We start from the raw sequence: 25,904 nt of genomic DNA, 5'->3' as shown, positions 1-25,904 counted from the left end.
TAATGTAGATAAATGTACGATTATTGGTAACAATTGTTTAGCCAGTTTACCAGCCTGGAGATGGCATTTTTAACATGGTTTTCCGTTGATATGCCATTGTCATCGAAGGTCCACTGCGCTTTAAAACGCTTTAAAGAAATGTTTATTAAGGTTTCACAAACCTGATCTTGTGCCAACTCCTTGTCGGTATGTACCTGTACCACTGCTTTTCCGGCATCATTGATATTTACAAAAGCATAAGCGATAATCTTACAATTTAATTCGGCGATGCCCAGGGGCAGGCCAAAATCGGCGTTAAGACCAGTGGTATGGATCGTTTTTTGAGTTCTGTACAGGTTGACGATTGATTTTAAGTCTGATAAAAATACCTCTCTAAATTTGATTTGGCTGTGTTCTTTTTCCTGTGCGACCATAATATTAAGAATTGTCTTACAAAATTAGACAGCTTAATGTTAGGTATACAGATACAAAAATGCATTAATTTATGGGTACAGATTTTTTAACTGGGTACCCCAGTTATTCTTCCCTATCCAGGACATGCTTGATTTTGTTCGCGTTTTCCATCAATTCGGTAAGGTAAGCCCAGTTCTCTTTTTCAATACAGGACTTAAATTTTCTGAGCTGGGTAATGTGCTCGTTCAGTACATCCAGCACGTTTTCTTTGTTTTGCTTAAAGATGGGCATCCACATAGCAGGGCTACTTTTTGCCAACCTTACTGTACTTTCAAAACCGGCACTGGCCAGTTCAAATATGGCATTTTCTTCTTTCTCTTTTTCCAGTACAGTGTTGGCCAATGCAAAAGAAGTAATATGGGAAATGTGGCTGACATAAGCTACATGGACATCATGGTCTTTTCCCTCCATATATACATTGTACATGCCAAGCAGGGTATACAACTTTTCAACGGTTGCCAGTGCATCTTTATCGCTTTCTGCTGCATTGCAGATCACATTGGCCCGGCCATGGAATGCATCGTTCGTAGCTGCTTCCGGCCCGCTGAATTCGGTACCCCACATAGGGTGTGTAGCAATGTACCTGCCTCTGTGGGGATGTCCCTTTACCGCATCAAGCAAAGATGTTTTAGTAGAGCCGGTATCCAGTACGATCTGGTGTTTTACCTGATCCAGTATCTGTGGCAATAATACGGTACAGACACTTACCGGAGCACTCAGTATGACCAGGTCGGCCTTGGCTACTGCTGTATTCAGGTCTGTTATTTCATCTGCAATTCCAAGCTCCAGCGCCTTTTGTGTATGTGCTTCCTGATTGTCTACACCATATACTTTTGTGGCAAAGCCTTTTTGCTTTAATACTAAAGCCATGGAACCTCCAATAAGTCCGAGGCCGACTACTGCTATCTTCATTATTTAATATTATAAAGTTCTGTATAAGTTATTTATTGATCCGGTTTATGGCCTGTTCAAACCTGGAGAGGTCGCCACAAAGGCTGATCCTGATGTACCGCAGGCCCTGGCTTCCAAATATACCTCCAGGTGTAAGGAAAACGCCCGATCCATATAGCACTTCGTCACTAAGTGCATAAGCATCTTCATAATGATCAGGAATTTTTGCCCATACAAATAAACCAACCTGTTTAAGCGAATAGCTACAGCCCAGGATATCGAGTATGCGGTATACTTTAGCTCTCCTTTCTGCGTAAATGCCATTGATATGGCTATACCAGTCGGAACCAAGGCTCAAAGCTTTTGCTGCGGCCAGTTGCAGGGGCATAAACATGCCGCTGTCCATATTGCTCTTAAACCTAAGTACCTCTTCAATGCGTTCTTTTGCACCGCACAGCACACCAATACGCCAGCCGGCCATATTGTGTGATTTGCTTAAAGAGTTCAATTCCAATACCACTTCTTTTGCACCTGGTACTGCCAAAAGGCTTATCGGTTCATCATTCAGGATAAAACTATAAGGATTGTCATGTACCAACAGAATGTGATGTTCCTTTGCAAAACGGACAAGAGCCTCAAATAGGTCCTGGCCAACAGGCTGGCCTGTTGGCATATTTGGGTAATTTACGAACATGAGTTTCACCCGGCTCAGATCTGTTGCGGCCAATGCCTCCAGATCCGGATACCAGTTTTGCGCTTCCTGTAAAATGTAATTCACAGGTTTACCACCTGCAAGTTTAACCGCGCTGCCGTAAGTAGGGTAACCCGGATCAGGGATCAATGCTTCGTCGCCCTCATCCAGATAAGTCATACAGATGTGCATGATCCCTTCTTTGGACCCAAGCAGTGGTAATATTTCTGTATCAGGATGAAGGGTTACATGATACCACTGCTGATACCAGTCTGCAAAACCCTGTCGCAATGCAGGTATGCCTTTATAGCCCTGATAGCCATGTACCCCTGGTTTGGCGGCTTCTTCCTGCAATGTTTTGATGACATCGGGATGTGGTGGAAGATCGGGGCTACCGATACCTAAGTTAATGATGTTTTTGCCTTCTTTATTCAGGGATTCGATTTCCCTTAATTTTTGGGAGAAGTAGTATTCACTGATACCCTCCAGTCTTTTTGCAATCATTATAAAAAAATTTTGTCAAGGTGTGCGGCAGTAATAGCTGATAATTGCAAATTTTTTGGCCATACAGCACTTTGCGTAAATATATGTTCATTTATTTTATCTAAAAAATTAAGTTGCTTATTGCTGCAAATTTAAGTTGGTGCTGACAAAGAAATTAAGGAAATACCCGGACGGGGAATGCTGGCCTGGAAAAGAGTGGGAAAGTTGAGGGTTATGTATAGGCTGTTTGTTAATAATTTGGAAAAATTTAGTTAATATTGGGTATGTTCTTTTGCGAAGAGAGGGGAACATCCATTATGCATCAGGAAAGGGGAAGTAATTCAAATGAAATTCAGCTGCTGATTGCGCTTAAATCGGGAGACCGGCTTGCATTTGAAAAAATTTACCAGAGCTATAGCCCCAGGATCTTCCTGAATATCTTAAAGATGGTGAAATCTGTTGAAGATGCCCAGGAAATCCTGCAGGATGTATTCATTAAGGTCTGGGAAAAGCGGGGCCTTATTGATCCCGAACAATCCTTTAAATCTTATTTATTTCAGATTTCCAAATTCACTGTGTATAACTTTATCCGCAAGCTCAATCTGGATAAAAAGCTAAAAACTTATCTCAGTCTCGAAAACACAGAGTTGTATACACATATTGAGGAAGGAATCGCCTACAGGGAAAATGATCAGTTTATCCTCAATGCAATTGAGGAATTACCCAGCCAGCGAAAGCAAATCTATAAATTGTGCAAAATTGAAGGTAAAAGTTATGCAGAGGTGGGTAAACAACTGGGAATTTCTTCTTCTACAATTAATGATCATATTGTTAAGGCTACAAAATTTTTAAAACAACGCCATGCATCTTTCGGTGCTGCGGTTACTTTGACCGTAATTTCAGTGTTTTTAAAAAATCTTTAAAAAATATTCTATTTCAGAGCAGATGCTCTGCATTTTTCAAGTGTATTAGCTGTAAATGGATAAGACTTGGAAAATTTAGATAAGATAGAAACCTCCTTTTACAAATACCTGAACAATGAATTGGGGGAAGAAGAGGCGAGACAATTTCTTGAACATTTGCAGTCAGGTGCCGACAAGGACGTCTTTTTGCAATTGATAGAAAATGGTCTGGAAGGGCCGCTTGCTGATCAGTTGCTGGGCAAACCTGAACTTTTTACCTTGCTAAACCAGTCTTTTGCAAAAGTGGTTCACACCATTGATACTAAATCCGAAAAGAGCATCACTAAGTTATGGCCAGGTATTGCTGCCGGGATAGCAGCAGCAGTTGCTTTGATTATACTTGGTATTTATATTTTTAATGCGGTACCTAAGTCTGAACCTGGTTCGGGACCTGAGTATGTAAACAGCATCAAGCCAGGAAAAATGGGGGCCACATTAACACTGGCCAACGGAAAAACAATCGGATTGTCCGATGCCGCAAATGGCGAGCTTGCCAAAGAAGCTGGCATCAGTGTAACCAAAATGGCAAACGGACAGCTGGTTTATGAAATTGAAGAGGGAAATGGTGATCCGAGCAAAACCAATACCCTAACTACTGCTAAAGGTGAGACCTATATTTTAACCTTACCCGATAAAACTAAAGTATGGATGAATGCGGCTTCAAGCCTCACCTACGCTGCGGGCTTAAATCAAAGGGAGCGTAAAGTTATGCTTAAAGGGGAAGCCTATTTTCAGGTAGCCGAAGATAAGACCCGCCCCTTTATTGTAGAGAGCGGGGGACAAAAAATTGAGGTACTGGGTACGTGGTTCAATGTGAATGCTTATCCCGATGAAGAGAAAGTAACAACTACACTTTTGAAAGGCAGTGTAAAAGTATCCGGAAAACCAGGATCCAAAATCTTAAAGCCGGGAGACCAGTCGGCAGTAAATGAAAAATCGATTTCAATTACTGAAGTAGATACGGAGCGTGCGGTAGCCTGGAAGGACAATAAGTTTCTTTTTGAAAATGATGATATCCGGTATATCATGCGCATGATTGAACGCTGGTATAATGTGGAGGTAGTTTATATAGGAGAAATGCCAACAGAGAAATTCGGAGGGGGAGTATCCCGCTTTGACAATGTTTCGCAGGTATTGAAAATATTGGAATCTACCGGAGGTGCGCATTTTAAGATTGAAGGCAGGAGAATTTTGGTATCAAAATAAATAGAATCATCTACGATAAACAATGGACAGATTATTAACCCTAAAATCAAAAATGGAGAAATGTTTACAAAAGGATAACTAAAGCCGCCGGGGGCCAGGTAAAAAATAACCAGAAGTGTTACTAGCACTCCTGGTGTATGTTCGGTCTACGCCAATAAAAATTAACCGTTAACCGCAGATGCCCGGAGTTTTCGAGGCAACAGGCATGCTGCTCAACCAAACAAGTACTAATGTATAGAATTTATACGAAGAAACTGGTCATGCCCGAGCGGTATGCCCGTAAAATTTTGCTAATTATGCGATTTACCACCGTTATATTAATAGCATCCCTTATGCAGGTGAGTGCCACCACGCTGGCCCAAAAAATCAGTCTGTCTAAAACAAACGCTTCTTTAAAAGCAGTAATTAAAGAGATAAGGGCACAAAGTGGTTACGAATTCATCTATACCGAAAGCGTTTTAAAGGAAGCATTACCTGTAACGATCAACATTAAAGCACTTAACTTTGAGGAGGTGCTGGAGCAGATTTTCAGGAATCAGCCGCTGAGTTTTTCTATTGACAGCAAAACGGTCATCATCAAACAAAAAGATAAAAACTTATTTGAACAATTAGCTGCCCGATTTCAGGCAATTGATATTCGGGGTCGTGTGCTGGATGAAAACAGCCAGCCGATGTACGGAGCTACAGTGAAGGTTAAAGGAACCAGCAGGGTTGCCACAACAAATGGCGAGGGTATATTTACACTCAGGGGTATCGATGAGAATGCTACACTGGAAGTTTCTTACCTGGGATACCAGGTAAAAGAAATAAAAGTAACCAAAGATACCCGCGACCTTACAATCAGGCTGCTGCTTGCCGACAGCAAACTGAACGAGGTGGTTGTTACTGCATTGGGTATCAAGAGAGAAGAAAGGGCATTAGGCTATGCCATTACTAAAATAGACAGCAACCAAATTACCAATGCACCAGCGGGAAACTGGATTGATGCCCTTTCGGGAAAGGTTGCAGGTTTAAATATGGTAAGGTCAAACGGAGGACCTGCCGGTTCAAACAAAATTATTTTGCGCGGAGAGAACAACCTGACAGGAGGGGCCGACAACGAAGCCCTGATTGTAATAGACGGCGTGGTCGTAAATAATGGCAGTGGCAGAAGAACTGCAACTGGAGGATCTGCAGCTGCACCATCGGATGGGATACAGCCAACTGATTTTGGAAGCGGGATTAATGACCTTAATCCTGAAGATATTGAAAGTATTACGGTGCTTAAAGGCCCCGGTGCTGCAGCGTTATACGGGCAACGCGGCGCAAATGGAGCGATCATTGTCACTACCAAATCGGGCAGTGCAAAAAGCCGCGGTGTAAGTATAACCCTAAACGCTAATGCCGCATTTGAAAGCGCTAACCGGTGGCCAGATTTACAATATGAATATGGACAGGGGCAAAGTGGTGCCGATACCTACGGATATGGCCTGAACAGTGCCAGTAGTTTGGCTTTTGGCCCAAGGTTTAACGGACAGTCTTTTGTACAGTACGACCCGGTAACACAGGCTGCGGCTACAGAAGCTACACCCTGGGTTCCTTATAAAAACCAGATCAGGGAGTTTTTTGAAACCGGGAAAACTTTTACAAATTCTATCAGTATTAGCGGAAATATCAAAAAGAATACGACTTTCCGTGTTTCTGCAACACATGCTGATAACGAGTGGATCATTCCGAATACAGGCTATAAACGTAACAATATCTCCTTCTCGGCCAACAGTAAAATTACTTCAAAACTAAGCCTGACTGTAAAAGGAGGGTACACGAATAGGGAAAGTGATAATTTACCCGGAATGGGGTACGGAAACCAATCCGTAATGTACTGGTATGTGTTTTGGGTGCCAAATGCCGATATCAATTGGTTGCGAAACTATTGGACAAACGGTAAAGAATACAGGGAACTTAAAGATGTTTTTACTGCATCGCCAGAAAATCCTTACGCCATTTCGTATGAGTTTATCAATGGTTCAAAACGCAATGGCATAACTGGTAATGCACAGTTAAATTATGCTTTTACCAAAGCGCTGAGCTTGCAGTTAAGGGCAACTTTAGACCGCACCATTGATGACAGGGTGCAAAAACGCCCGTGGACGGCGGCGCGCTTAGCTACTGGTTCTTATCGTACCCAGGATATTGTTTCTAAAGAATACAGTGGTGATTTCTTATTGAAGTACAACAAACAACTGAATAAGGATTTTAGTATTACCGCAACAGTTGGTGGCAGTATGCTTAAGAACCGCTATTCCAAGAAAGAAACAAGAGCTGATGGATTGATAGAGCCAAATGTTTATAGCTTTGATAATGCTGAAAACCCGCTGGTATATGTACCAGATACTTCACGTTTCTCATTGAACAGTGTGTATGGCTTGTTTTCTGCTTCCTATAAAAGTTATCTTTATTTAGATGTAACCAGTCGCATGGATTGGAACAGTACCCTGGCCAATCCATTTAGAGAGAAAAGCACAGGTTTTTTTTATCCATCTGCGAACCTGAGCTTTATTGCCTCCGATTATTTTAGTTTACCTAAAACCATCAGCTTTGCAAAGCTAAGACTTTCGGTTTCTCAGGTGGGTAGCGGTGGTACAATACCTTACCGTACTGCCTATTTATATGGTTTGGCAGCTAACGGAACCTACCCAAATGGTTCGTTACAAAATCCAACTACAATACCCAATCCTGATTTACAACCGCTAAAAACTACTGCTTACGAAATAGGTGCAGACATTAAGTTGTTTAAGAACCGTTTGGGTATTGATATTGCTGCTTATGCAGGAAATACCAAAAACCAGATTTTAGAACGTATTGTCGACCGCTCATCAGGTTATACCCGTCAGATTATTAATGCCGGGCAGATCGATAACTCTGGTTTGGAAGTGGCAATGAACGGCACACTCATACAAAGCAAGAGTTTTAAATGGACGACTTTTATGACTTTTGCTACCAATAAAAATAAGATCATTGCCTTAGCCAATAACGATACTACCGTATTGTTGCGTTCAAGTGCAGTAGGCGGTGCGCAAATTATAGCAAAGGTTGGTGGTAGCATGGGCGATATGTATGGTACAGGGTTTTTACGTGCTCCGGATGGGCAGGTAGTCTATAACCCTACTACAGGTATTCCGCTGCTGTCAGGCACTCCGGTCTATCTGGGCAATACCATTCCCAAATATAAAGCGAGTATAGGTACTGAGTTTAGCTATAAACAATTTAAGTTAAATGTATTGTTTGATGCACAAAAAGGCGGGGTGGCCCATTCCTATACCCATGGTCGCCTGGCCGATTTTGGTAAACTTTCAGCTACCTTACCTGGTCGTTACAGCGGTATAACCGGTAAGGGTGTTGTGGATAACGGGGATGGAACGTATAGCCCAAATACAACTATAGCTACAGATATTACCTCGTTTTATAATACGACTATGGGAACCCTTAATGGCGAAGGCGCAACCTATAAAACCGACTTTATTAAATTCAGGGAAGCGAGGTTTGATTATACGCTGCCAAAATCGCTGTTAAGATCAATAAAAATATCCAGGGCAACTATAGGTGTGTATGGGCGTAACCTCGTGATCTGGTCCAACTGGCCTATGTTCGATCCTGAGTTTGGTACTTTGAGCGGTACTGATATTGTACAGGGATTTGAGATCGGACAGTTCCCCTCAACCCGTACTTATGGTTTTAATTTAGTGATAGGTATTAATTAATATAGCAATGAAAAGAACAATATACATCATTACCCTTTTATCATTTGTATCGGGCTTTTTTGCTTGCGATAAAGGATTTGACCGTGAAAATACCGATCCTATAAACATCATCAGCTCCTCACCGGATAAGCTGCTGGCCCCGGCATTGGTAAATGTTTTAACAGGCAACATGCTGCGTAACCGTAACTTTAATAACGAGCTGATGCAGGTAACGGTAACACAAAGTGAAGATGATTTTACTGTGTTTAGATATAATTTCAGACCAAACACTGCAGATTATACCTGGAATATCTGGTATCCGGAACTCACCAACTTCAGGGATATTTACGAGATCGCTTCCAGGCCCGAATATCAGAACGATTCCTATAAGGGCATTTCACTGGTATGCGAAGCCTGGGTTTTTTCTTTACTTACGGATACCTATGGTGATGTGCCATTTAAAGAGGCCAACCAGGGGAAAATAGGTTTGGTAGAGCCCGTGTTTGACAGTCAGAAAGAAATTTACACCGCTTTGCTGGCCAGGTTAGAAGAAGCGAATACTTTGCTGACAGGGAATGTGCCCATCGATGCCGCAAGTGACCCAATTTATAAAGGCGACATTGGGCTTTGGCGCAAGTTCTGTAATGGCTTGCACCTGCGTCTGCTATTGCGTTTATCCGGAAAACAGGAAGTGGCCGGTATCATGATTGCCAAAATCAAGGAAATGGTAGACACAAATCCATCAAAATATCCGTTGTTTACATCAAATGCAGAATCGGCAGTGCTAAAATGGACCGGCGCTACTACCACTACAGATCCTTATACTAACCCTTATGTGATCAATTTGCGTGAAAATGACTTCACCATACCTTCTATGTGTAATTTCTTTATACTTAAGCTGAATGACTGGAATGATCCACGGATAGATATTGGTGCAACTTACGGGGCTAACGCCCGTAACAGGCTGGGCATAGCAGCAGGTACCGGTGGTTTTATTGGTATAGACAGTGGTTACGAACCAGGCAGCAAGGAACAGAAACAATCGTATTTTTATTCGTTTGGCAACTCGGAATTTTCTATACAGAAAAGTCCGCTGACCGGTATTGTTATGACTTATGCCGAATTACAGTTTATACTGGCAGAGGCAGCGGCCAAAGGTTGGATTTCGGGTTCTGCCCAGACCTTCTATTATACAGGTATAGCAAGTGCGATTAATTATTGGGTGCCAAACTTTAGTACAAACATCTCAGGAACACAGTTTACCGGTTATATAGCCAATGCAGGTATTGCCTGGGATAATAACCTGCCCTTAAATGCGGCCACGGGAGATAGTAAAATGGAGCGCATCCATCTCCAAAAGTATTACAGTCTTTTTCTTACCGATTTTCAGCAATGGTTCGAATACCGCCGTACCGGGCATCCGATATTGCCCAAAGGTGAAGGCTTAAAAAACGGAGGGAAAATGCCTGCCAGGATGAATTACCCGGTCTATGTACAATCGGCCAATCCAACCAACTATAGTAAAGCTGTAGCCAATATGGGCGGAGACGATATGAATACTTTGGTTTGGTGGCAGAAACCTTAATAAATAAGATTTAAGATAATTTAAAATATTTATAACGATGAAAACGCTAATACACCATATTATCTTGCTGTTTTCAGCTTTGTTTCTCTTAGCTGGTTGCGATAAAACAGGAAATTTCCCCGGTGCCGAGGTAAATCCGCATATAGCCATTTACGATTTAAGGAGCTTTTATAAAGGAGCTGATTATCCACTTACACAATCGTCTATGCTTGGTTCAATTGGTGTTACCGGCGTAGTTGTTTCAGATCATAGCGGTAAAAACATGACCTCTGGCCTGCTAATGGTACAAAACAAGTGGAGATTAAACGAGCTTAGGGGCATTGCTATTGATATTGGGGCCGATGCTGCAAACTATGTTCCCGGTGATTCGGTGACTGTAAACCTGGTTGGCGGTGTGATGAAACAAGTTGACGGAATGCTGCGGGTTACCGGGGTCAATGGTTCAGCAGTGGTAAAGGTAGCTTCCGGTAAAAACATTCCGGTTAACCGGGTTCCCAGTAGTTTCATTCTGGCTAACCCTGATAAATACGAAAGCACCGAGATTGTAATTGTAAAAGGGGGTTTTGATCCTATACCAGCACCAACAGATACTTATAGCGGCGATAAATTAGTAAATGATGGTTTTGGTAATTTTACCTTACATACTACAGCAGCGGCAACCTTTGCCAATACCCCTTTACCAGGAATGGCCAATTTCTTTGGTGTACTGGAATATTCAAAAGGTTCAGATGGCAAAAACATACCTCATTTGCGAATCCGAAAACCAGCCGACATCAGGGTGTTAAGCTCTACGGTTACAAGGGCAGCTATTGTAATTTCCGGATTTTTGGCCATGCCAGAAGGTACGCCATCTACCAATGGCGAATACATACAATTTTTGGCAACACGGGATATTGATTTCTCTGTAACGCCATATTGTGTGGTAACCCATAATACCAACTCTGCCTATCAGCCAACGGGTGTACCACTTAATGGCTGGGCTACAACAGGCAGACGTTCCTACAAATTTGATTTAAAAGCAGGAACGGTAGCAAAAGGGCAGTATTTTTATGTAGGCGGAAATTCCAATAAATTGATTAACGGAGTAGGCTCTACCAGTATTGCAAATGGCAAGTGGATTGTAGCTAAAAATACCGGAAGCTCGGCAGGTGATGGCCTTGGCGACATCAATGCCGATTTGTTGTTAAACGGAACCAGTGGTTTTGCAGATGGCATTGCAGTGTTTGAAGGACTTACAGTTACAAAAAATACAACCCCAATAGATGTGATTATTACGGGAGCAAACGGAGCAATCTATAACCTGGCGCAAGAGGCAGGTTTGCGTATTGCCAACACAGATTGGTATGATATTGTAAACCCTGTTACATTAGAGCCACAGCCATTGTATAAACAAGGCTCAAACACCATTTGTTTAAGTCGCCCGGCACCCACAAATGCAGGATTCTTCTATAAGCTGGGCGGAGTGTATAATATACGCTTAGGGCGCTGGGTAACAGCAAGATCACAAAATAGGGTAGATTTAGAAATTACCTCTGTACTTGATGAATTGGAAAAAGAATTTCCTGCAGGAACCGGTACTACTCCTGGTATAGTACCAACTAAAGTTGTAGAGTAACCCGTATATTTAACAATAGCATTATAACCAGGTGCTTCCACAAAAAAGAGGGAAGCACCTTATCAACAAAACATAAGATGAACAGAATTACATTTTTCCTTATTGCGCTCTTTCTGCAACTGAACCTCCGGCCCGAGGGGTATGCGCAAACAAAACCTGCTGATAAAAACGCAGGAAAGACATTGCGCATCATGAGTTATAACATCCACCATGCAAACCCGCCATCCAAACCAGACCTGATTGATCTGGATGCCATTGCCCGGGTGATCACAGCTAGTAAGGCAGACATTGTAGCACTACAGGAAGTAGAAACCGGTGTAAGCCGGAGCGGAGGGGCAAACGAAGCGAAGATACTTGCAGAAAAAACAGGATTTCAGTACCATTTTTTTAAAGCCATCGATTACGATGGCGGTGATTATGGGATTGCCATACTGAGCCGTTACCCATTAAAGGAGATCAGACTGGTACCACTGCCACAGCAAATCACTGCCGAAAAACGTATATTGGGTTATGCCACCATAAAGGTAGGTAAACAGAAAATCATATTTGCAAATACCCACCTCGATGCAAGCAGGACAGATGAAAACAGGCTCGTCCAGATGCAAAGCATCCTTAAAGAATTTGAGCATGCTGCGCTGCCGGTAATTTTATGTGGCGACTTAAACAGCGTTGCTGGTTCATCAGTGATCAGTTTACTTGATGCGCAGTTTAAACGTACCTGTACAGAAAATTGTCCTCCTACCTCGCCCCAGATTAACCCCCGTCGTACTATAGATTATATCGCCACCAAAAATGTAACCTGGCCTTTGCTGGAATATCAGGTAATAGCAGAAACTTATGCTTCAGATCACAGACCTGTAATGGCAATTTTTAACCTGGAAAAATAACATGCACCTTTCTTTTAGCTGCCTGCTTACAGGCTTTCTGTCATTTTTTTTACTGACCCCAACTGTGTATGCCAGACCAGATCAGGGGGCGGCCGAAGCTTTTCTTAAACGTATAGTTAAGGACCATGCTGCCGATTTTGAGATCAGTTATATCGCTGCTGCAGCCAATGGCAACGACAGGTATGAACTGGAGAGCAAAAACAATAAGATTGTACTGAGCGGGAACAACAACATTTCCATAGCCAGTGCGCTAAACCATTACCTGCGCTATTACGCAGGCTGCCTGATTTCCTGGAATGGCAGTAACCTGAAATTACCGGCTAAATTGCCTGCAATTCCTGTTAAAGTAAGCAAAACATCGCCTTACAAGTACCGTTACTACCTGAACTATTGTACCTTTAATTACTCTATGAGCTGGTGGGACTGGCAGCGCTGGCAGTGGGAAATAGATTTTATGGCCCTGAACGGCATCAATATGCCACTGGCCATTACCGGTCAGAACGCAGTGTGGAGCCGCGTGTATAAAGAACTTGGCTTTACCGATAAAGAACTGGAAAATTTTTTTACCGGCCCTGCTTATTTCAACTGGTTTTATATGGGTAATATTGATGGCTGGGGCGGCCCACTTCCAAAAAGCCAGATGCTGGCCCATGAGGCACTCCAAAAAAAGATCCTGGAACGTGAGCGTTCCTTTGGGATGACACCTATCCTGCCGGCCTTTACCGGTCATGTTCCTCCTGCTTTTAAGGATAAGTTTCCGAAAGCAAAGCTCAAAAAGACCAATTGGACAACATTTCCTTCAGTATATATTTTGGATCCGGAAGATGAACTTTTTACTACTATCGGCAAACGCTTTATTGAAGAAGAAGTAAAAACATTTGGCACTGATCATTTATACACCGCTGATACCTTTAATGAGAATACGCCCCCAACCTCCGATTCGCTATACCTGAGCAATGTGAGCAAAAAAGTATACCAGTCGATGGCCCTGGCAGACCCTGAAGCCACCTGGATTATGCAGGGATGGTTATTTTATCATGGTGAAAAATTCTGGAAACCTACACAGATCAAAGCATTGTTAAATGCTATACCCAATGATAAAATGATTGTACTTGACTTGTGGAGTGAAAACCATCCGGTATGGCAGCGCACAGCTGCATATTACGGAAAACCATGGATCTGGAACATGCTGCACAATTTTGGCGGCAACATCAGTTTATATGGCCGTATGGATGAAGTGGCTTCTGGTGCAATTAAAGCAAAACAGGCGGCAAATTCGGGTAACATGGTTGGCATAGGGCTGACTCCTGAAGCCATAGAACAAAATCCGGTGATGTACCAGTTGATGCTGGATAATATCTGGACAGATGAGCCTATAAATGTAACGGCCTGGTTAAAAAATTATAGCCGCCAGCGTTATGGGGCCCAAAATGCATTGGCCGAACAAGCCTGGCAAATTTTGTACAAGACGGTTTATACCGGTGGGATTTTACCAGGAGGTCCTGAATCTATTCTTACCGGCAGGCCCACCATGGCCGAAAGCACGCGCAGCACACGTCCAAAAAAGAACTATAAACCGGCAGAACTGATCCCCGCATGGGAGGCACTCCTCAAAGCTTCACAACAGTTAAGTACGGATGGTTTTAAGTACGACCTGGTTGATGTTACCCGGCAGGTATTGGTGAACTATGCCGATACCCTGCAAAGACAGTTTGCCCAGGCCTATCAGGGAAAAGATGGCAAAAAATTCGACAGACTGAGCGGGGATTTCTTAGCCGTAATGGACGATGTAGATTACCTTTTAGCAACGCGTAAGGATTTTTTGCTGGGTAAATGGCTTAATGAAGCAAAAAGAATGGGGACTACAGCTGAAGAAAAGAAACGCTATGAAAGAAATGCCCGAAACCTGATCACCTTATGGGCTGATCAAAACAGTAGTCTGAATGAATACTCCTGCAGACAATGGTCTGGCCTGATCTCTTCTTTTTACAAACCACGCTGGCAGCAGTTCTTTAGTTATGCCAAACAGCAACTTAAATCAGGTGCAAAGCTTGACCAGAAAGTATTTGAAGAAAAAATGAAACGCTGGGAATGGGATTGGGTAAATAAAAATGATGTGTTTACCGAACAACCCAGCGGAAATGAGATTAAGACTGCTGAAAGCCTCTATAAAAAATATATCGCTCAGTTAAAAAAAACGTACAACTAAACAAGCCCGTCAGTAGTCACAGCAGTCAATTTTTCTTACCTTTATTCAAAAAAAGGATTTATATGAATACTGAAAAAGCCATTCTGGCCGGCGGTTGCTTTTGGGGAGTAGAAGAACTGATCCGGCATTATCCGGGTGTTATTTCGACTGTAGTAGGATATACAGGTGGGGATGTACTCAATGCAACTTACCGCAATCATGGAACACATGCTGAAGGTATTGCAGTTGTATTTGATCCCGCCAAGTTATCCTATCGTAGGCTGCTGGAGTATTTTTTCCAGATCCATGACCCAACAACGCGGAACAGACAGGGAAATGACATAGGTACATCTTATCGATCGGCAATTTTTTTTATGGACGAGACTCAACGGGAAACCGCAGAAGCTTTAATTGCAGAAATGGAAGCTTCAGGGATATGGCCGGGAAAAATTGTAACGGAAGTTGTGCCTGCAACTGATTTTTGGGATGCCGAAGAAGAGCATCAGGATTATCTGCAGAAAAATCCCTATGGATATACCTGTCACTTTGAGAGGCCCGACTGGAAATTATAAGTTCATCAGCTTCGTATAAAATCTATTTGACTTCTGAAGGTATTTTGACAAGATTTACTTCAGTTACATTTTTGATTAAAGTTTTATCGGTTGAATAGCTTACTGGTCCCGCGGCAGCTGTACCGGTATATATTCCATTCATAAAAACACAGTTTGCAATGGGCGATTTCACATCGATCAGGTTAAGCCCGTCTCCAACAATGTTCATGACGTAAATGTTATGGATAAGTCCGGGTAGCGGTGGTTTTCCATAGGCCCGGTTGCCAAGCAGCACAGTGTAAGGGCTTCCATTATATGGCGCTTGAATGTTGGGATCTGCTGCGGTTGTTACCCCGTTAATGTATACATGATGAATGCTCGCACTGTCACTTGCCCTGATGCCTACTCCGGTATAATTCGTTTTGATATTGGTAATATATACGTGTTCAATATGATCTTCTGGCCCGGTGTGTTTGGTAGAAGTAATCTGATAAGAGTTGATGTTGCCGTTCGAATGAAATTCCGGCCCTAAGTCAAGTGCCGAAAGCGCAATACAGTCGTCGCCGTTTACAGCGGTAATATTATCTATCCGAAAATATTTACAACCCTCCCTTAGGTTGATTGCGTCGTTATTATAAGTGTATATCCTTTTGTCATTGAAATCCCTAAACTGGGGAGTGTAAAACCGGAGATCTGATAATTCTGCATGATGCACGCGTTCGAAGGTAACGGCCCAGGCATGGGCGTATGCTATCTGCACATTTTTTAATTTAAAACCGTCAACATAAGCCATCAATACCATAAAGTTACGCCAGTCGGATTGCTGTTTTCTGTTTTCCTTACCGGCATCCGTACCGTAACTGCTCCTGTCCTTATTGTGGGTAGGTGTAGCAGTCAGGCTTAGCTTTCTGAAGCCGTCTCCAGTTGCCCTGGGATTGGCTGCACCTTTTAATACAACATCCCCAATGCCGATGATCGAGATGTTTTTATTCCATACAGGATTCGTGATCCCGATACCTGCATTGTCACTGCGAAACATGTTATCGCGACAACTATCCGATAGCTGGATCACGCAGTTTTCTAGAATCACGGTCATCTCTGAAGGAAGCAATATAGCCTGGTCTATTTTCCAGATCGTGGTTCCGTTTGCGTTTCTTTGTGGAATGGTAATGCTATTGGTAGTGCCTTTTGCAGCATTTACAGCCGCTTGTATGCGGTGCGTATCACTGCCCTTAAAATCATTTGGTCCAATTGGAGCTAAAGCCGCTTGGGCAAACTGTTTTTTTTGAACTCGAGTCTGTGCAACTACAAATTGAGTAGAAATCAGCCAGGAAAGGGTGAGGAGGACACAATAAAATCTCATAAAGTTGCATTTATAGCATATTGTCAGGGCGTTTTTTTGTTAAAAAAAGCCGTACATTTTTGTACGGCTTTTCTATAGCTCTTTTGTGTATTTACCTTCTGTCTCCAAATATCCTTAACAGATAAATAAAGATGTTCAAAAAGTCGAGATAAAGTGACAATGCACCCATGATGGCTAATTTCTTAGTATCCGCATCCATTTGTGCACCGTTTGCTTCCAGGCCTTCACCAATTCTTTTCAGCTTCTGAACATCGTAAGCAGTTAAAGCAGTAAATATGGCAATGCCGATAAAAGCCATGAACAGACTAAAGTTTGCACTTTGAATGAACATATTTACTACACTTGCAATGATTAAGCCTACAACTCCGATCATTAATATAGGGCCAAATTTGCTCAGGTCTATATTGGTGGTATAGCCCATTATGGCCATAATCCCAAATATACCTGCGGCACCAATAAAACAGCTCAATACAGAAGTAGAGGTATAAACAAGTAAAATAAAACTTAAGCTTAGACCAGTCAAAACTGAATATAGAACGAATACTCCTACTAAAGCACCATATGAAAGTCGGTTAAGGCCAGCGCTCATCAATAAAACCAATCCAAGAGGAGCAAAAGTGGCTATCCATCCCAATGTTGTAGGTCTTAAAGTTTCAGGATTTCTCAAGAAAGAAGAGAATTCGGCATTGGCGGACATAAAGTATGCGGAAAATGTAGAGAGACTTAAGGCTACAAACATCCATAAGAAAACGTTAGCAAAGAATTTCTTAGCAACTACTCCGGTTTGAGGCTGTACAAAAACTGATTTTTGCGCCCAATCGTAATTATTGTTATTATCCATTTGTTTTAAAATTTATTTAAAGGTACTAATAGTTTGATTCATACAAAAGCTATGCCCCGAGCCTTTTTGTCAGGGTTTCTTCAACTTTTTTGAAAAATTGCAATGGTTTTAAGGTCCTCCATGCCAAATCGTCAAGCTGCCCGCCAAAGTTGATATAATAATCAATATTGTTGCTTTTAAATTCGTTGATCACATGTTCCTGGAAGTTTATGCCGGTAATCCAGCCTTCTTCAACCTCCTGGAACCACTCTTCGTAATAACTGTCTTCAGAAGAATGGAAGTTCAATATATTTTCCCCTATCAAGATGAACTTGTTGATCCCCTCATCCATCATCAGCTCCAGAATTTCACGTTTTAAAAGCATAATGTCATTGTTGATGGCATCGTTCCATTCGCCAATAAATTCTATAATGGCGTAATTTCTATCGTAATCAACGTACAATACTTTCAGGTATAGCGTATTGGACCCAAAATCATCCCATTGGGGATGGATCAGGAAGTTGTATAGCTGCTTGTCGAAATAAAACTCTGAGTATTCCGTATTGTAAAATGGCGAACGCTCATCTTCAGCCGCAATGTAATCGTCGCGCCAGAGATAATAAGGTTCAATTTCGTGCATGATATCCGGTTATTTGTGACTGGCTTCAACAGCCTTGCGGACACTTCCGTAACGGATCAGTAAATCAGCAGCATGATCATGGTCGATGTTCAATTCGTCCATCACCATTTGTGTGCCCCTGTCAACCAGTTTATGGTTGGTAAGTTGCATATCTACCATTTTATTACCTTTTACCCTACCCAGCCTGATCATTACCGTAGTGCTTAACATGTTGAGCACCAGTTTTTGTGCTGTTCCTGATTTCATGCGGGTAGAGCCCGTTAGAAACTCAGGGCCAACCACTACTTCTACAGGGTAATCGCTCTCGGCTGCAATTGGCCCACCTTCATTGCATACGATGCAGCCGGTAAGCACCCCATGTTCACGGGCAGTATGAAGACCGCCAATAACATAAGGGGTAGTGCCCGACGCAGCAAGCCCTACAAGGCAATCTTTAGCATTGATATTGTATTCCTGCAGGTCTACCCATGCCTGTGCCGCATCATCTTCTGCATTTTCAACAGCTTTTCTGATGGCAGTATCGCCACCGGCAATTATGCCAACTAACCAATCAAAAGGAACGCCAAATGTTGGCGGGCATTCTGAAGCGTCTACTACACCCAAACGACCGCTGGTGCCTGCTCCGATATAAAATAACCTTCCTCCGTTTACCATGCGCTCAGCAACTGCAGTAGCCAGCTTTTCTATCTGCGGGATTGCCTTTTCTACTGCCTGGGGAACGATTTTATCCTCCTCATTTATTCCCTTCAGAATTTCAAGTACAGACATTTGGTCGATATCATGATACTTTGATTCTTGCTCGGTTACTCTTATCATATTCTTTTATTTTTTTTCTTGGTTTATTCTTGTTTAATTTTATTGCCAGTCCTTAGCCACCTTGTAAAGTTTAGTTCCCGGGCAGACAGTTCTGTGCATCTCTATCTACAAAAGTCACTGGTATTTTCCTAATGTTTCATAAAATTCGGCATTTTCTTTCTAAACAAGAAATATATACATAAAATCAACATAAATTATACGGAAATAAGCCCTGTTCCGGATGATTGTAAAAAATGTCAAACAATAACAAATGAACATCGTTTAATTTATTAATTGACAGGGTAATTTTATAACTTTACCCAGCATTTACTCATGAAGAAGAATACCCGTTATAATGTCTTAATAGCCCTCACTTATTCCGTTACATTGATTGGCGGAATGTTTTTTGGCTATAAATTTTTAAAGGACCAGGGGTTTCAATTTCAAAAGCCGGTTCAGTTTGCTGATAGTAACGCAGAAAAGGTAGATGAAATTATCCACATCATCAATAAAAATTATGTGGATGAAATAAATGCCGATTCACTGACCCATTTGCCGATTGATAGTTTACTGCATCAGCTTGACCCGCACAGTATATACCTGCCCCCGGCTAAAGCAAACGAGATGGCGGAAACATTGGGTGGTAATTTTGAAGGTATTGGTGTCGAATATTATATATTGAAAGATACTTTGCTGATCACCAATGTAGTAAAAGACGGGCCAGCATTTAACGCCGGCATCAGGCAGGGAGATAAAATATTGAAGATCGATACTGCTACAGTGAGTGGGAAAGCCCTGCCAAGGGATCAGATGATCGGACGGATAAGGGGCCGTAAAGGGACCGCGGTGAGATTGACCATTGTGCATCCGGGTGATAACCAGCCAGTAGTGTTTACCGTAAACCGGAACAGGGTAAAAGTAAGCAGTATTGACGCTGCTTATATGCTGAACCCCGAAACCGCTTACATCAGGATCAGTAAGTTTGGTGCAGATACAGACAAGGACTTTATTGAATCGGTAAGAACACTCAAGGTAAAAGGAATGAAAAAACTGATCCTTGACCTGAGAGATAACGGGGGAGGATATCTGAGCGCAGCAACAGGCCTTGCCAACCAGATTTTGCCCGAAAATAAGCTAATTGTGTATACAGAGGGTAAACATGAACCGCGGACAGATTATGTAGCTACCGGTGGAGGGGAGTTTGAACAGGGCAAACTTGCCGTGCTGATTAATGAAAACTCTGCTTCGGCCAGTGAAATTCTTGCCGGTGCAGTACAGGACTGGGGTAGGGGAGTTATTATAGGGCGCCGTTCTTTTGGTAAAGGCCTGGTACAGGAACAATTCCCTTTTGGGGATGGTTCTGCTTTAAACCTGACGATAGCCAGGTATTATACCCCTTCGGGGAAAAGTATACAAAAGTCTTATAAAAAGGGCTACAACGCTTATCAGAATGAGATTGAAGATCGGTTTAATGATGGTGAGCTTACTTCAGAGACACTAACCGGAGCAAAGGATAGTTTGCAACGTAAAAACTATACGCGCGGGGGTATACAGCCTGATGTTTACGTTAAACTGGATACAAATGGCTATAACCGGTTTTACAGTAAACTGGTGGCTAAAAAGATACTTTTCGACTTTGTATACGATGTATTGGGCAGCAGGTACAATGCCGCACAATTAGAACAAAAAATGAATGTATTTGCGATCACTGAGACAGATTATAATGATTTTTTGAAATATATCCAAAACCGCCACATCCCGATAGACTCAAAACAATTGTATATTGCTAAGCCGCTGATCTATAACGACCTTAAATTGTTACTCTATAAATATCACCTTGGTGATGCCGGTTATTATAAGGCGCTGAACCTACATGATCCGATGGTAAAGCAAGCAGTTACGAGTTTGCAATAAACTATTTTTGTCTGAAATAGATCTGGATAGGCACCCCGCTAAAATCAAAATTTTCACGCAGCTTGTTTTCAATAAACCTTTTATAGGGTTCTTTAATGTATTGCGGAAGGTTACAGAAGAATGCAAACATAGGGGAGCTTGCGTTGATCTGGGTAATGTACTTGACTTTAATGTACTTCCCTTTTAATGCTGGTGGAGGATAGTTTTCGATGATAGGCAGCATCACATCATTTAATTTTGATGTGGGTATTTTCTTGCCCCTGTTTTTAAATACATCCAGTGCAGTTTCTACGGCCTGGAAAATACGTTGCTTATTTAATGCGGAAATAAAGATGATGGGAATATCGGTAAAGGGCTGTAGTTTCTGGCGGATCTGATCTTCAAAGATATTTACAGTTTTGCTGTTTTTCTCTACCAGGTCCCATTTGTTGACCAGGATAACAATACCTTTCTTGTTTTTCTCGGCAAGGTGAAAAATGTTTACATCCTGCGATTCCAGACCTTCCATGGCATCTATCATCAGGATCACAACATCGGCCTCTTCAAGCGCCTTAATGGTACGCATTACCGAGTAAAATTCTATATTTTCCTTAACCTTGGTTTTTTTACGGAGGCCGGCAGTGTCAATGAACATAAATTCATGACCAAACTGGTTGTAATGAATGTGAATGGAATCCCTTGTCGTGCCGGCAATAGGGGTCACGATATTTCTTTCTTTGCCCATCAAAGCATTGATCAGGGAAGACTTACCCACATTTGGCCTTCCAACAATGGTGATCTTAGGCAATGCATTTTCTTCTTCAGGAACATCTTCAAAGTGTTTGATCACCTCATCAAGCAGGTCTCCGGTGCCTGATCCTGTCATAGAAGATATGGGGTGGATCTCACCCAGGCCAAAACCATAAAATACTGCGGCATCGTTTTGCAGCTGAGTGTTGTCAACCTTGTTCACAACAATGAATACAGGTTTTTTACTTCTCCTGAGCAATTGGGCAATCTCATCGTCCAGGTCGGTAATGCCTGTGGTTACATCAACCATAAAAAGCAGTACAGTAGCTTCTTCTATGGCAATGATCACCTGCTCACGGATGGCAGCTTCAAAAACATCTTCCGAATTGGCCACATAACCACCTGTATCAATAACCGTAAACTGTTTGTCTGTCCACTCGGCTACACCATAATGACGGTCGCGTGTTACCCCGCTAAAATCATCAACAATGGCTTTACGACTTTCTGTTAAGCGGTTAAAAAGGGTAGATTTGCCTACGTTTGGTCTTCCGACAATTGCAATAATATTTGACATGGGTATTTTATACGAATATTTTAAAAGCCACAAAGATACATAATCCCATTGATATGGCTGAGTTTAGTTTTTTAGTTAGTCGTAGCCAAAGCTTTTAAGGTAGTTCTTTTTGCTGCGCCAATCGGGGATTACCTTTACAAAAGTTTCCAGGAAAACTTTCTGATCCAGAAATTTTTCGATGTCCTTGCGGGATTCCATTCCCACTTTTTTAAGCATTGCACCACCAGTGCCAATCAGAATGTTCTTTTGTGAATCGCGTTCCACAACAATTTCTGCGGTAATGCGAACCATTGGGCCGCTTTTACTTTGCTCTTCTTTAAAGGCTGTAACGATTACCTCTGTGCTATAGGGGATTTCTTTTTTGTAGTTGAAAAATATCTTTTCTCTTATGATCTCCGAAACGAAGAAGCGCTGGCTGCGGTCGGTCAGGTCTTCTTTGTCATAGAAAGGCGCATGTTCCGGCAAGTAATCCAGTACCATGCTCATGATACCCTCCAGGTTGTACTGGTGCAGGGCAGAAATGGCAAAAATATGTTTGGGATTCAATTTCTCCTGCCAGTAGGCTACTTTTTCATCCACCTGCTCCTGAGTAGCATTGTCAATTTTATTTAAAAGCACCACCAATGGGATTTCAGTATTGGTGATTTTTTCCAGCACATCATTTTCATCATGCTGCTCATTGATATCCGTTACAAACAGGATCAGATCGGCATCAGTTAATGCACCTTTTACAGAATTCATCATCGAATCCTGTAAGCCGTATAGCGGTTTTATGATGCCCGGGGTATCAGAAAAAACAATCTGATAACTTTCTTCGTTCACAATCCCTAAAATCCGGTGACGCGTAGTCTGCGCTTTTGGAGTGATGATAGAAAGTTTTTCACCCACCAGGGCATTCATTAGGGTTGATTTGCCCACATTGGGCTTACCGATGATACTTACAAAACCTGCTTTATGCGACATGAAAATATTTTTTAAAATAAATTTGCACCGCAAAGAAACGAATTATATCTTTGCATTCCAATTCGGAAGAAGAGTTAAGGATTTAACAGACACTAACGAAATTGTATATAGTGCGGGGTGGAGCAGTTGGTAGCTCGTCGGGCTCATAACCCGAAGGTCATCAGTTCGAGTCTGGTCCCCGCTACCTAAAAAGTTCGCAGCTTTAATTCAGCTGAGGCAACTTTTAAAATGGCCCGTTCGTCTAGGGGTGAGGACGCCAGATTTTCATTCTGGAAACAGGGGTTCGATTCCCCTACGGGCTACTTCAATAGATGTCAAACGACATCAAGAGGCTGTAAATCTAAGATTTACGGCTTTTTTGCTTTATGGGGTTTCCCGTTTGATGAACAAAATGACATAATTCAAGTGAGTAATTCAGTGGGTGGGTTAAAACGTAAAAATTACTCACTGGAGCTCCTGGAAAACAGGGATTTTTGGCATGGGAATCAAACTCATATTCCCTAAGGGAAACGAGCCTGATTTTTACTGTTTGATTTTTTAATTAGCTGTAATACAGTATATTTATATTAAGCGCGTCTTGATTTACACCTAGCTGCAAGCTTAATTTTGTTCGCAATTTAAGCTTGTTTTATGGAAACAAATTACAGCGTGCTTTTCTATCTGAAAAAGCCAAAGCTTGTATCTTCTTTATTTTGATTAACATAAGTCTTATTTAGGGTTATAACTTCGCCCAATGATTTACTTAGATTTTCTATAATTTAAACTAATATATTATTAAAAGTAGAGCGGTAAGATTAACTACACCGCTCTACTTAAATTCGTTAATTGGACAGATAAGTGCTTAAATATCCGCTATTTAAAGTGTAATTCCAACGAATCTGGTCAGCTTTGCCATCGCCATTGATATCGTAAAAATAAAAATAGGTATCTGTACTTTGCGATGTTCCTCTAAGCGAATAAATTGGTCCTTCAAAACTATTTCCAGCACCTGAATAATAAACTTTTAATTTTCCGAGAAAGTTTGCTGGGTTCCAATAGATCTTATCAGCACTGCCATCTCCATTGATATCAGCAAAGAAAAACTTAGTTGTTGTAGCCGTACCTGAAGCTCCAGAATTGCTAAAAGATGCTGATGGGGTAAATAAACCATTTCCATCAGAGAGATAAACCATCGTTTTTCCTGAATTTAATGTTGGCTGCCACATTATTTTATCACATTTGTTATCATTGTTTACATCTGCATAATAAAAATTTGTACCTGCTGTTGTGCTTGCTCCGTCGGTATCAACTACTGCTGTAGCATTAAAGCTTCCTGCAGTTGTAGCTAGGTTTATTCTGGTTCGGCCAGAGTCATAGGAGGCAGTCCACCTAATTTTATCTGCTTTTCCATCGCCATTTACATCAGCCAAATGGTAAAGTGTTGTACTGGTCGTACTTCCATTTTCAGGGTTTTCAATGGCCGTAGTACTAAAATTGCCGGCACTTGTTGCCAAAAAGACCCGTGTATGACCTGTTGCAAGTGTTGGCTCCCATACCATTACATCATCCTTACCATCACCGTTCACATCTCCATAGCAATAAATTGTTCCTGGTAGGGTAGAGGCAGCTCCTGTAATTTTTGCGGCATAGGTAAATGTTCCATCTCCATTAGAAAGATATACAGCTGGTTTTCCACTATCAGCACCATAATTCCAATAGATTTTATCCATTTTTCCATCACCGTTAACATCACCAAAATTAAAGTCTGTATTTGGGCTAGCGCTTGTACCATGACTGTCTTCTGTTGGCTCTGCAAACACTGCGGGAACGTAGGTCGCCATCACTGCCCAGTGATCTGAAGGCCAAAGGCCGCCTGGACCAGGTTGGTCCATCACCTCCCAAGATAAAAATCCCATTTTTCGATTGCTCATCATCCAATCTATCTTTGTATTTCCGATGGCATCCCAACCATGAAAAGTTAAATCGCCCAAACTATCGCCAAGTGCATCAATCACATCTAGACTTGTTTTATAATATTCAATCTCTGCAGTTCCTGGTTGTGCATTAAAATCTCCGAATGTGATGAGGGGAAAATTACTGGTATTTTTAGCCTGAATAACTGCAACGATAGCTTTCGCATCAGACATTCTATTTGTTGATCCAGCTGGAGACCAATGGCTGTTGGTTACAAAATATTGATTGTTTGTAACGATATCCTTAAAGACCGCCCAGATCATACTTTGGGCAGTTCCAGGCTCCATTGCTGAAAAACCTGAGCTCATTAGGGTAAACCTTGTTTTTTTATAGAAAATTAGTTTCGGCGTTACTGTTGATGTAGTTGTGGCTACACCATAAGTTGCCGCCAATTGATCAGTAAACCATTGGGTAATAACAGGATCGGAAGTTTCTTGTAAACCGACAAGGTCTGGTGATTTAGCAAGGATTAAATCACGAATTTTTACTTTTCTTTGGTCTAAGGTTTCTGGATCGCCAGTTTCGGTATGTCGAACATTAAACGACATTACTTTAAATTCGTTAAGTGGTGGTAGGGCCATTGTAGCGTTCAAATTAGAGATTTGCCGACGAATGGTAGGTTTAAATTCTAACTGATTTGTTTCCGCTATCTTTTCACAAGCTGCAAATGCAAATAGCATAATTAGTAACATCAACTGTAAAACAGTTTTTCGCAGCTCTAAAACAGGTTGCTGCTTTTTGTGCCAAGTAGTAGGTACTTTTAAATAATTGTTCATAGTGAATGGGTTTAATTATAATTTGGTTGAAGTTTAATCGTTTAAACTATTGGATTAAATCATGATATAAAATTTGACAAATGAGGCAACGCTGCCATGAGCACTTTTAGCTTTTATAATCAGTTATTTAGTGTGCATTTTAAAAT

The 25,904-nt window shown here is 41.7% G+C and carries 19 protein-coding genes and 2 tRNA genes; 11 read left to right on the top strand and 10 right to left on the bottom strand.

What is annotated here, in order from left to right; genetic code table 11:
- Positions 1–20: 20 nt before the first annotated feature.
- The 3 genes from PHEP_RS18935 to PHEP_RS18925 all read right to left on the bottom strand — a co-directional run bounded on the left by PHEP_RS18935 (position 21) and on the right by PHEP_RS18925 (position 2,539).
- A complete protein-coding gene (locus PHEP_RS18935; RefSeq protein ID WP_015809594.1) occupies positions 21–413 on the bottom strand; it encodes a hypothetical protein in 393 nt (130 codons plus the stop codon).
- A gap of 103 nt (positions 414–516) precedes the next feature.
- Complete coding sequence (locus tag PHEP_RS18930; RefSeq protein WP_015809593.1) at positions 517–1,365, bottom strand: prephenate dehydrogenase; 849 nt, start codon at positions 1,363–1,365, stop codon at positions 517–519.
- 28 nt (positions 1,366–1,393) lie between these two features.
- The gene (locus PHEP_RS18925) at positions 1,394–2,539 is read right to left on the bottom strand and encodes a pyridoxal phosphate-dependent aminotransferase (RefSeq protein WP_015809592.1); all 1,146 of its coding nucleotides are present in this window, start codon (positions 2,537–2,539) and stop codon (positions 1,394–1,396) included.
- Between the two features lie 263 nt (positions 2,540–2,802).
- On the opposite strand from PHEP_RS18925, the gene PHEP_RS18920 reads away from it, so the two are divergent.
- From PHEP_RS18920 to msrA, 8 genes are all read left to right on the top strand, one after another.
- The gene (locus tag PHEP_RS18920; RefSeq protein WP_143715778.1) at positions 2,803–3,441 is read left to right on the top strand and encodes an RNA polymerase sigma factor; all 639 of its coding nucleotides are present in this window, start codon (positions 2,803–2,805) and stop codon (positions 3,439–3,441) included.
- Positions 3,442–3,507: 66 nt separating this feature from the next.
- Positions 3,508–4,686 carry a FecR family protein gene (locus PHEP_RS18915; protein ID WP_015809590.1) on the top strand — a complete coding sequence of 393 codons (1,179 nt, stop codon included), beginning with the start codon at positions 3,508–3,510 and terminating at the stop codon, positions 4,684–4,686.
- Positions 4,687–4,916: 230 nt separating this feature from the next.
- The gene (locus PHEP_RS18910; protein WP_015809589.1) at positions 4,917–8,426 is read left to right on the top strand and encodes a SusC/RagA family TonB-linked outer membrane protein; all 3,510 of its coding nucleotides are present in this window, start codon (positions 4,917–4,919) and stop codon (positions 8,424–8,426) included.
- A gap of 7 nt (positions 8,427–8,433) precedes the next feature.
- Positions 8,434–9,990 (top strand): SusD/RagB family nutrient-binding outer membrane lipoprotein, encoded by a 1,557-nt coding sequence (locus tag PHEP_RS18905; protein ID WP_015809588.1) that lies wholly within the window; start codon positions 8,434–8,436, stop codon positions 9,988–9,990.
- Positions 9,991–10,027: 37 nt separating this feature from the next.
- Positions 10,028–11,605, top strand: coding sequence for a DUF5689 domain-containing protein (locus PHEP_RS18900; RefSeq protein ID WP_015809587.1), 1,578 nt, complete (start codon positions 10,028–10,030; stop codon positions 11,603–11,605).
- Positions 11,606–11,682: 77 nt separating this feature from the next.
- Positions 11,683–12,492, top strand: coding sequence for an endonuclease/exonuclease/phosphatase family protein (locus PHEP_RS18895; RefSeq protein WP_015809586.1), 810 nt, complete (start codon positions 11,683–11,685; stop codon positions 12,490–12,492).
- A gap of 1 nt (position 12,493) precedes the next feature.
- Positions 12,494–14,701 carry an alpha-N-acetylglucosaminidase gene (locus PHEP_RS18890; RefSeq protein ID WP_015809585.1) on the top strand — a complete coding sequence of 736 codons (2,208 nt, stop codon included), beginning with the start codon at positions 12,494–12,496 and terminating at the stop codon, positions 14,699–14,701.
- A 62-nt stretch (positions 14,702–14,763) separates the two neighbouring features.
- Positions 14,764–15,252: a peptide-methionine (S)-S-oxide reductase MsrA gene (gene msrA, locus PHEP_RS18885; protein ID WP_015809584.1), complete on the top strand. Its 489-nt coding sequence runs from the start codon at positions 14,764–14,766 to the stop codon at positions 15,250–15,252.
- 22 nt (positions 15,253–15,274) lie between these two features.
- Here msrA and PHEP_RS18880 read toward each other — a convergent pair whose 3' ends face one another.
- The 4 genes from PHEP_RS18880 to murQ form a co-directional block, all read right to left on the bottom strand.
- Positions 15,275–16,594, bottom strand: coding sequence for a glycoside hydrolase family protein (locus PHEP_RS18880; protein WP_015809583.1), 1,320 nt, complete (start codon positions 16,592–16,594; stop codon positions 15,275–15,277).
- A gap of 91 nt (positions 16,595–16,685) precedes the next feature.
- Positions 16,686–17,435 (bottom strand): Bax inhibitor-1/YccA family protein, encoded by a 750-nt coding sequence (locus PHEP_RS18875; RefSeq protein WP_015809582.1) that lies wholly within the window; start codon positions 17,433–17,435, stop codon positions 16,686–16,688.
- A gap of 49 nt (positions 17,436–17,484) precedes the next feature.
- Positions 17,485–18,054 carry a hypothetical protein gene (locus PHEP_RS18870; protein ID WP_015809581.1) on the bottom strand — a complete coding sequence of 190 codons (570 nt, stop codon included), beginning with the start codon at positions 18,052–18,054 and terminating at the stop codon, positions 17,485–17,487.
- Positions 18,055–18,063: 9 nt separating this feature from the next.
- Complete coding sequence (gene murQ / locus PHEP_RS18865) at positions 18,064–18,870, bottom strand: N-acetylmuramic acid 6-phosphate etherase (RefSeq protein WP_015809580.1); 807 nt, start codon at positions 18,868–18,870, stop codon at positions 18,064–18,066.
- A gap of 312 nt (positions 18,871–19,182) precedes the next feature.
- Between murQ and PHEP_RS18860 the strand changes: the two genes are divergently transcribed.
- Positions 19,183–20,763 (top strand): S41 family peptidase, encoded by a 1,581-nt coding sequence (locus PHEP_RS18860; RefSeq protein WP_015809579.1) that lies wholly within the window; start codon positions 19,183–19,185, stop codon positions 20,761–20,763.
- A 1-nt stretch (position 20,764) separates the two neighbouring features.
- Here PHEP_RS18860 and der read toward each other — a convergent pair whose 3' ends face one another.
- Together der and era are read right to left on the bottom strand one after the other, a co-directional pair.
- Entirely contained in the window at positions 20,765–22,066 is a 1,302-nt protein-coding gene (der, locus tag PHEP_RS18855; RefSeq protein WP_015809578.1) for a ribosome biogenesis GTPase Der, read from the bottom strand.
- Positions 22,067–22,141: 75 nt separating this feature from the next.
- Positions 22,142–23,029 (bottom strand): GTPase Era, encoded by an 888-nt coding sequence (gene era / locus PHEP_RS18850; protein ID WP_015809577.1) that lies wholly within the window; start codon positions 23,027–23,029, stop codon positions 22,142–22,144.
- Between the two features lie 111 nt (positions 23,030–23,140).
- Between era and PHEP_RS18845 the strand changes: the two genes are divergently transcribed.
- Positions 23,141–23,213 (top strand) — tRNA-Met (locus tag PHEP_RS18845).
- A gap of 46 nt (positions 23,214–23,259) precedes the next feature.
- Positions 23,260–23,331 (top strand) — tRNA-Glu (locus PHEP_RS18840).
- A gap of 519 nt (positions 23,332–23,850) precedes the next feature.
- Here PHEP_RS18840 and PHEP_RS18835 read toward each other — a convergent pair.
- Positions 23,851–25,758 carry an FG-GAP-like repeat-containing protein gene (locus tag PHEP_RS18835; protein ID WP_015809576.1) on the bottom strand — a complete coding sequence of 636 codons (1,908 nt, stop codon included), beginning with the start codon at positions 25,756–25,758 and terminating at the stop codon, positions 23,851–23,853.
- Positions 25,759–25,904 lie beyond the last annotated feature (146 nt).

This window comes from Pedobacter heparinus DSM 2366, from assembly GCF_000023825.1.
GTDB lineage: Bacteria > Bacteroidota > Bacteroidia > Sphingobacteriales > Sphingobacteriaceae > Pedobacter > Pedobacter heparinus.
The sequence above is the reverse complement of the archived record's forward strand: the minus strand, read 5'-3'. Positions and strand labels throughout refer to the sequence as shown.

Coding starts and splice junctions, on each gene's coding strand:
- PHEP_RS18935 (WP_015809594.1), bottom strand. CDS start 413: ATGGTCGCACAGGAAAAAGAACACAGCCAAATCAAATTTAGAGAGGTA.
- PHEP_RS18895 (WP_015809586.1), top strand. CDS start 11,683: ATGAACAGAATTACATTTTTCCTTATTGCGCTCTTTCTGCAACTGAAC.
- PHEP_RS18880 (WP_015809583.1), bottom strand. CDS start 16,594: ATGAGATTTTATTGTGTCCTCCTCACCCTTTCCTGGCTGATTTCTACT.
- PHEP_RS18930 (WP_015809593.1), bottom strand. CDS start 1,365: ATGAAGATAGCAGTAGTCGGCCTCGGACTTATTGGAGGTTCCATGGCT.
- PHEP_RS18835 (WP_015809576.1), bottom strand. CDS start 25,758: ATGAACAATTATTTAAAAGTACCTACTACTTGGCACAAAAAGCAGCAA.
- PHEP_RS18875 (WP_015809582.1), bottom strand. CDS start 17,435: ATGGATAATAACAATAATTACGATTGGGCGCAAAAATCAGTTTTTGTA.
- der (WP_015809578.1), bottom strand. CDS start 22,066: ATGTCAAATATTATTGCAATTGTCGGAAGACCAAACGTAGGCAAATCT.
- era (WP_015809577.1), bottom strand. CDS start 23,029: ATGTCGCATAAAGCAGGTTTTGTAAGTATCATCGGTAAGCCCAATGTG.
- PHEP_RS18905 (WP_015809588.1), top strand. CDS start 8,434: ATGAAAAGAACAATATACATCATTACCCTTTTATCATTTGTATCGGGC.
- PHEP_RS18890 (WP_015809585.1), top strand. CDS start 12,494: ATGCACCTTTCTTTTAGCTGCCTGCTTACAGGCTTTCTGTCATTTTTT.
- PHEP_RS18860 (WP_015809579.1), top strand. CDS start 19,183: ATGAAGAAGAATACCCGTTATAATGTCTTAATAGCCCTCACTTATTCC.
- PHEP_RS18925 (WP_015809592.1), bottom strand. CDS start 2,539: ATGATTGCAAAAAGACTGGAGGGTATCAGTGAATACTACTTCTCCCAA.
- msrA (WP_015809584.1), top strand. CDS start 14,764: ATGAATACTGAAAAAGCCATTCTGGCCGGCGGTTGCTTTTGGGGAGTA.
- PHEP_RS18920 (WP_143715778.1), top strand. CDS start 2,803: ATGTTCTTTTGCGAAGAGAGGGGAACATCCATTATGCATCAGGAAAGG.
- PHEP_RS18870 (WP_015809581.1), bottom strand. CDS start 18,054: ATGCACGAAATTGAACCTTATTATCTCTGGCGCGACGATTACATTGCG.
- murQ (WP_015809580.1), bottom strand. CDS start 18,870: ATGATAAGAGTAACCGAGCAAGAATCAAAGTATCATGATATCGACCAA.
- PHEP_RS18900 (WP_015809587.1), top strand. CDS start 10,028: ATGAAAACGCTAATACACCATATTATCTTGCTGTTTTCAGCTTTGTTT.
- PHEP_RS18910 (WP_015809589.1), top strand. CDS start 4,917: ATGTATAGAATTTATACGAAGAAACTGGTCATGCCCGAGCGGTATGCC.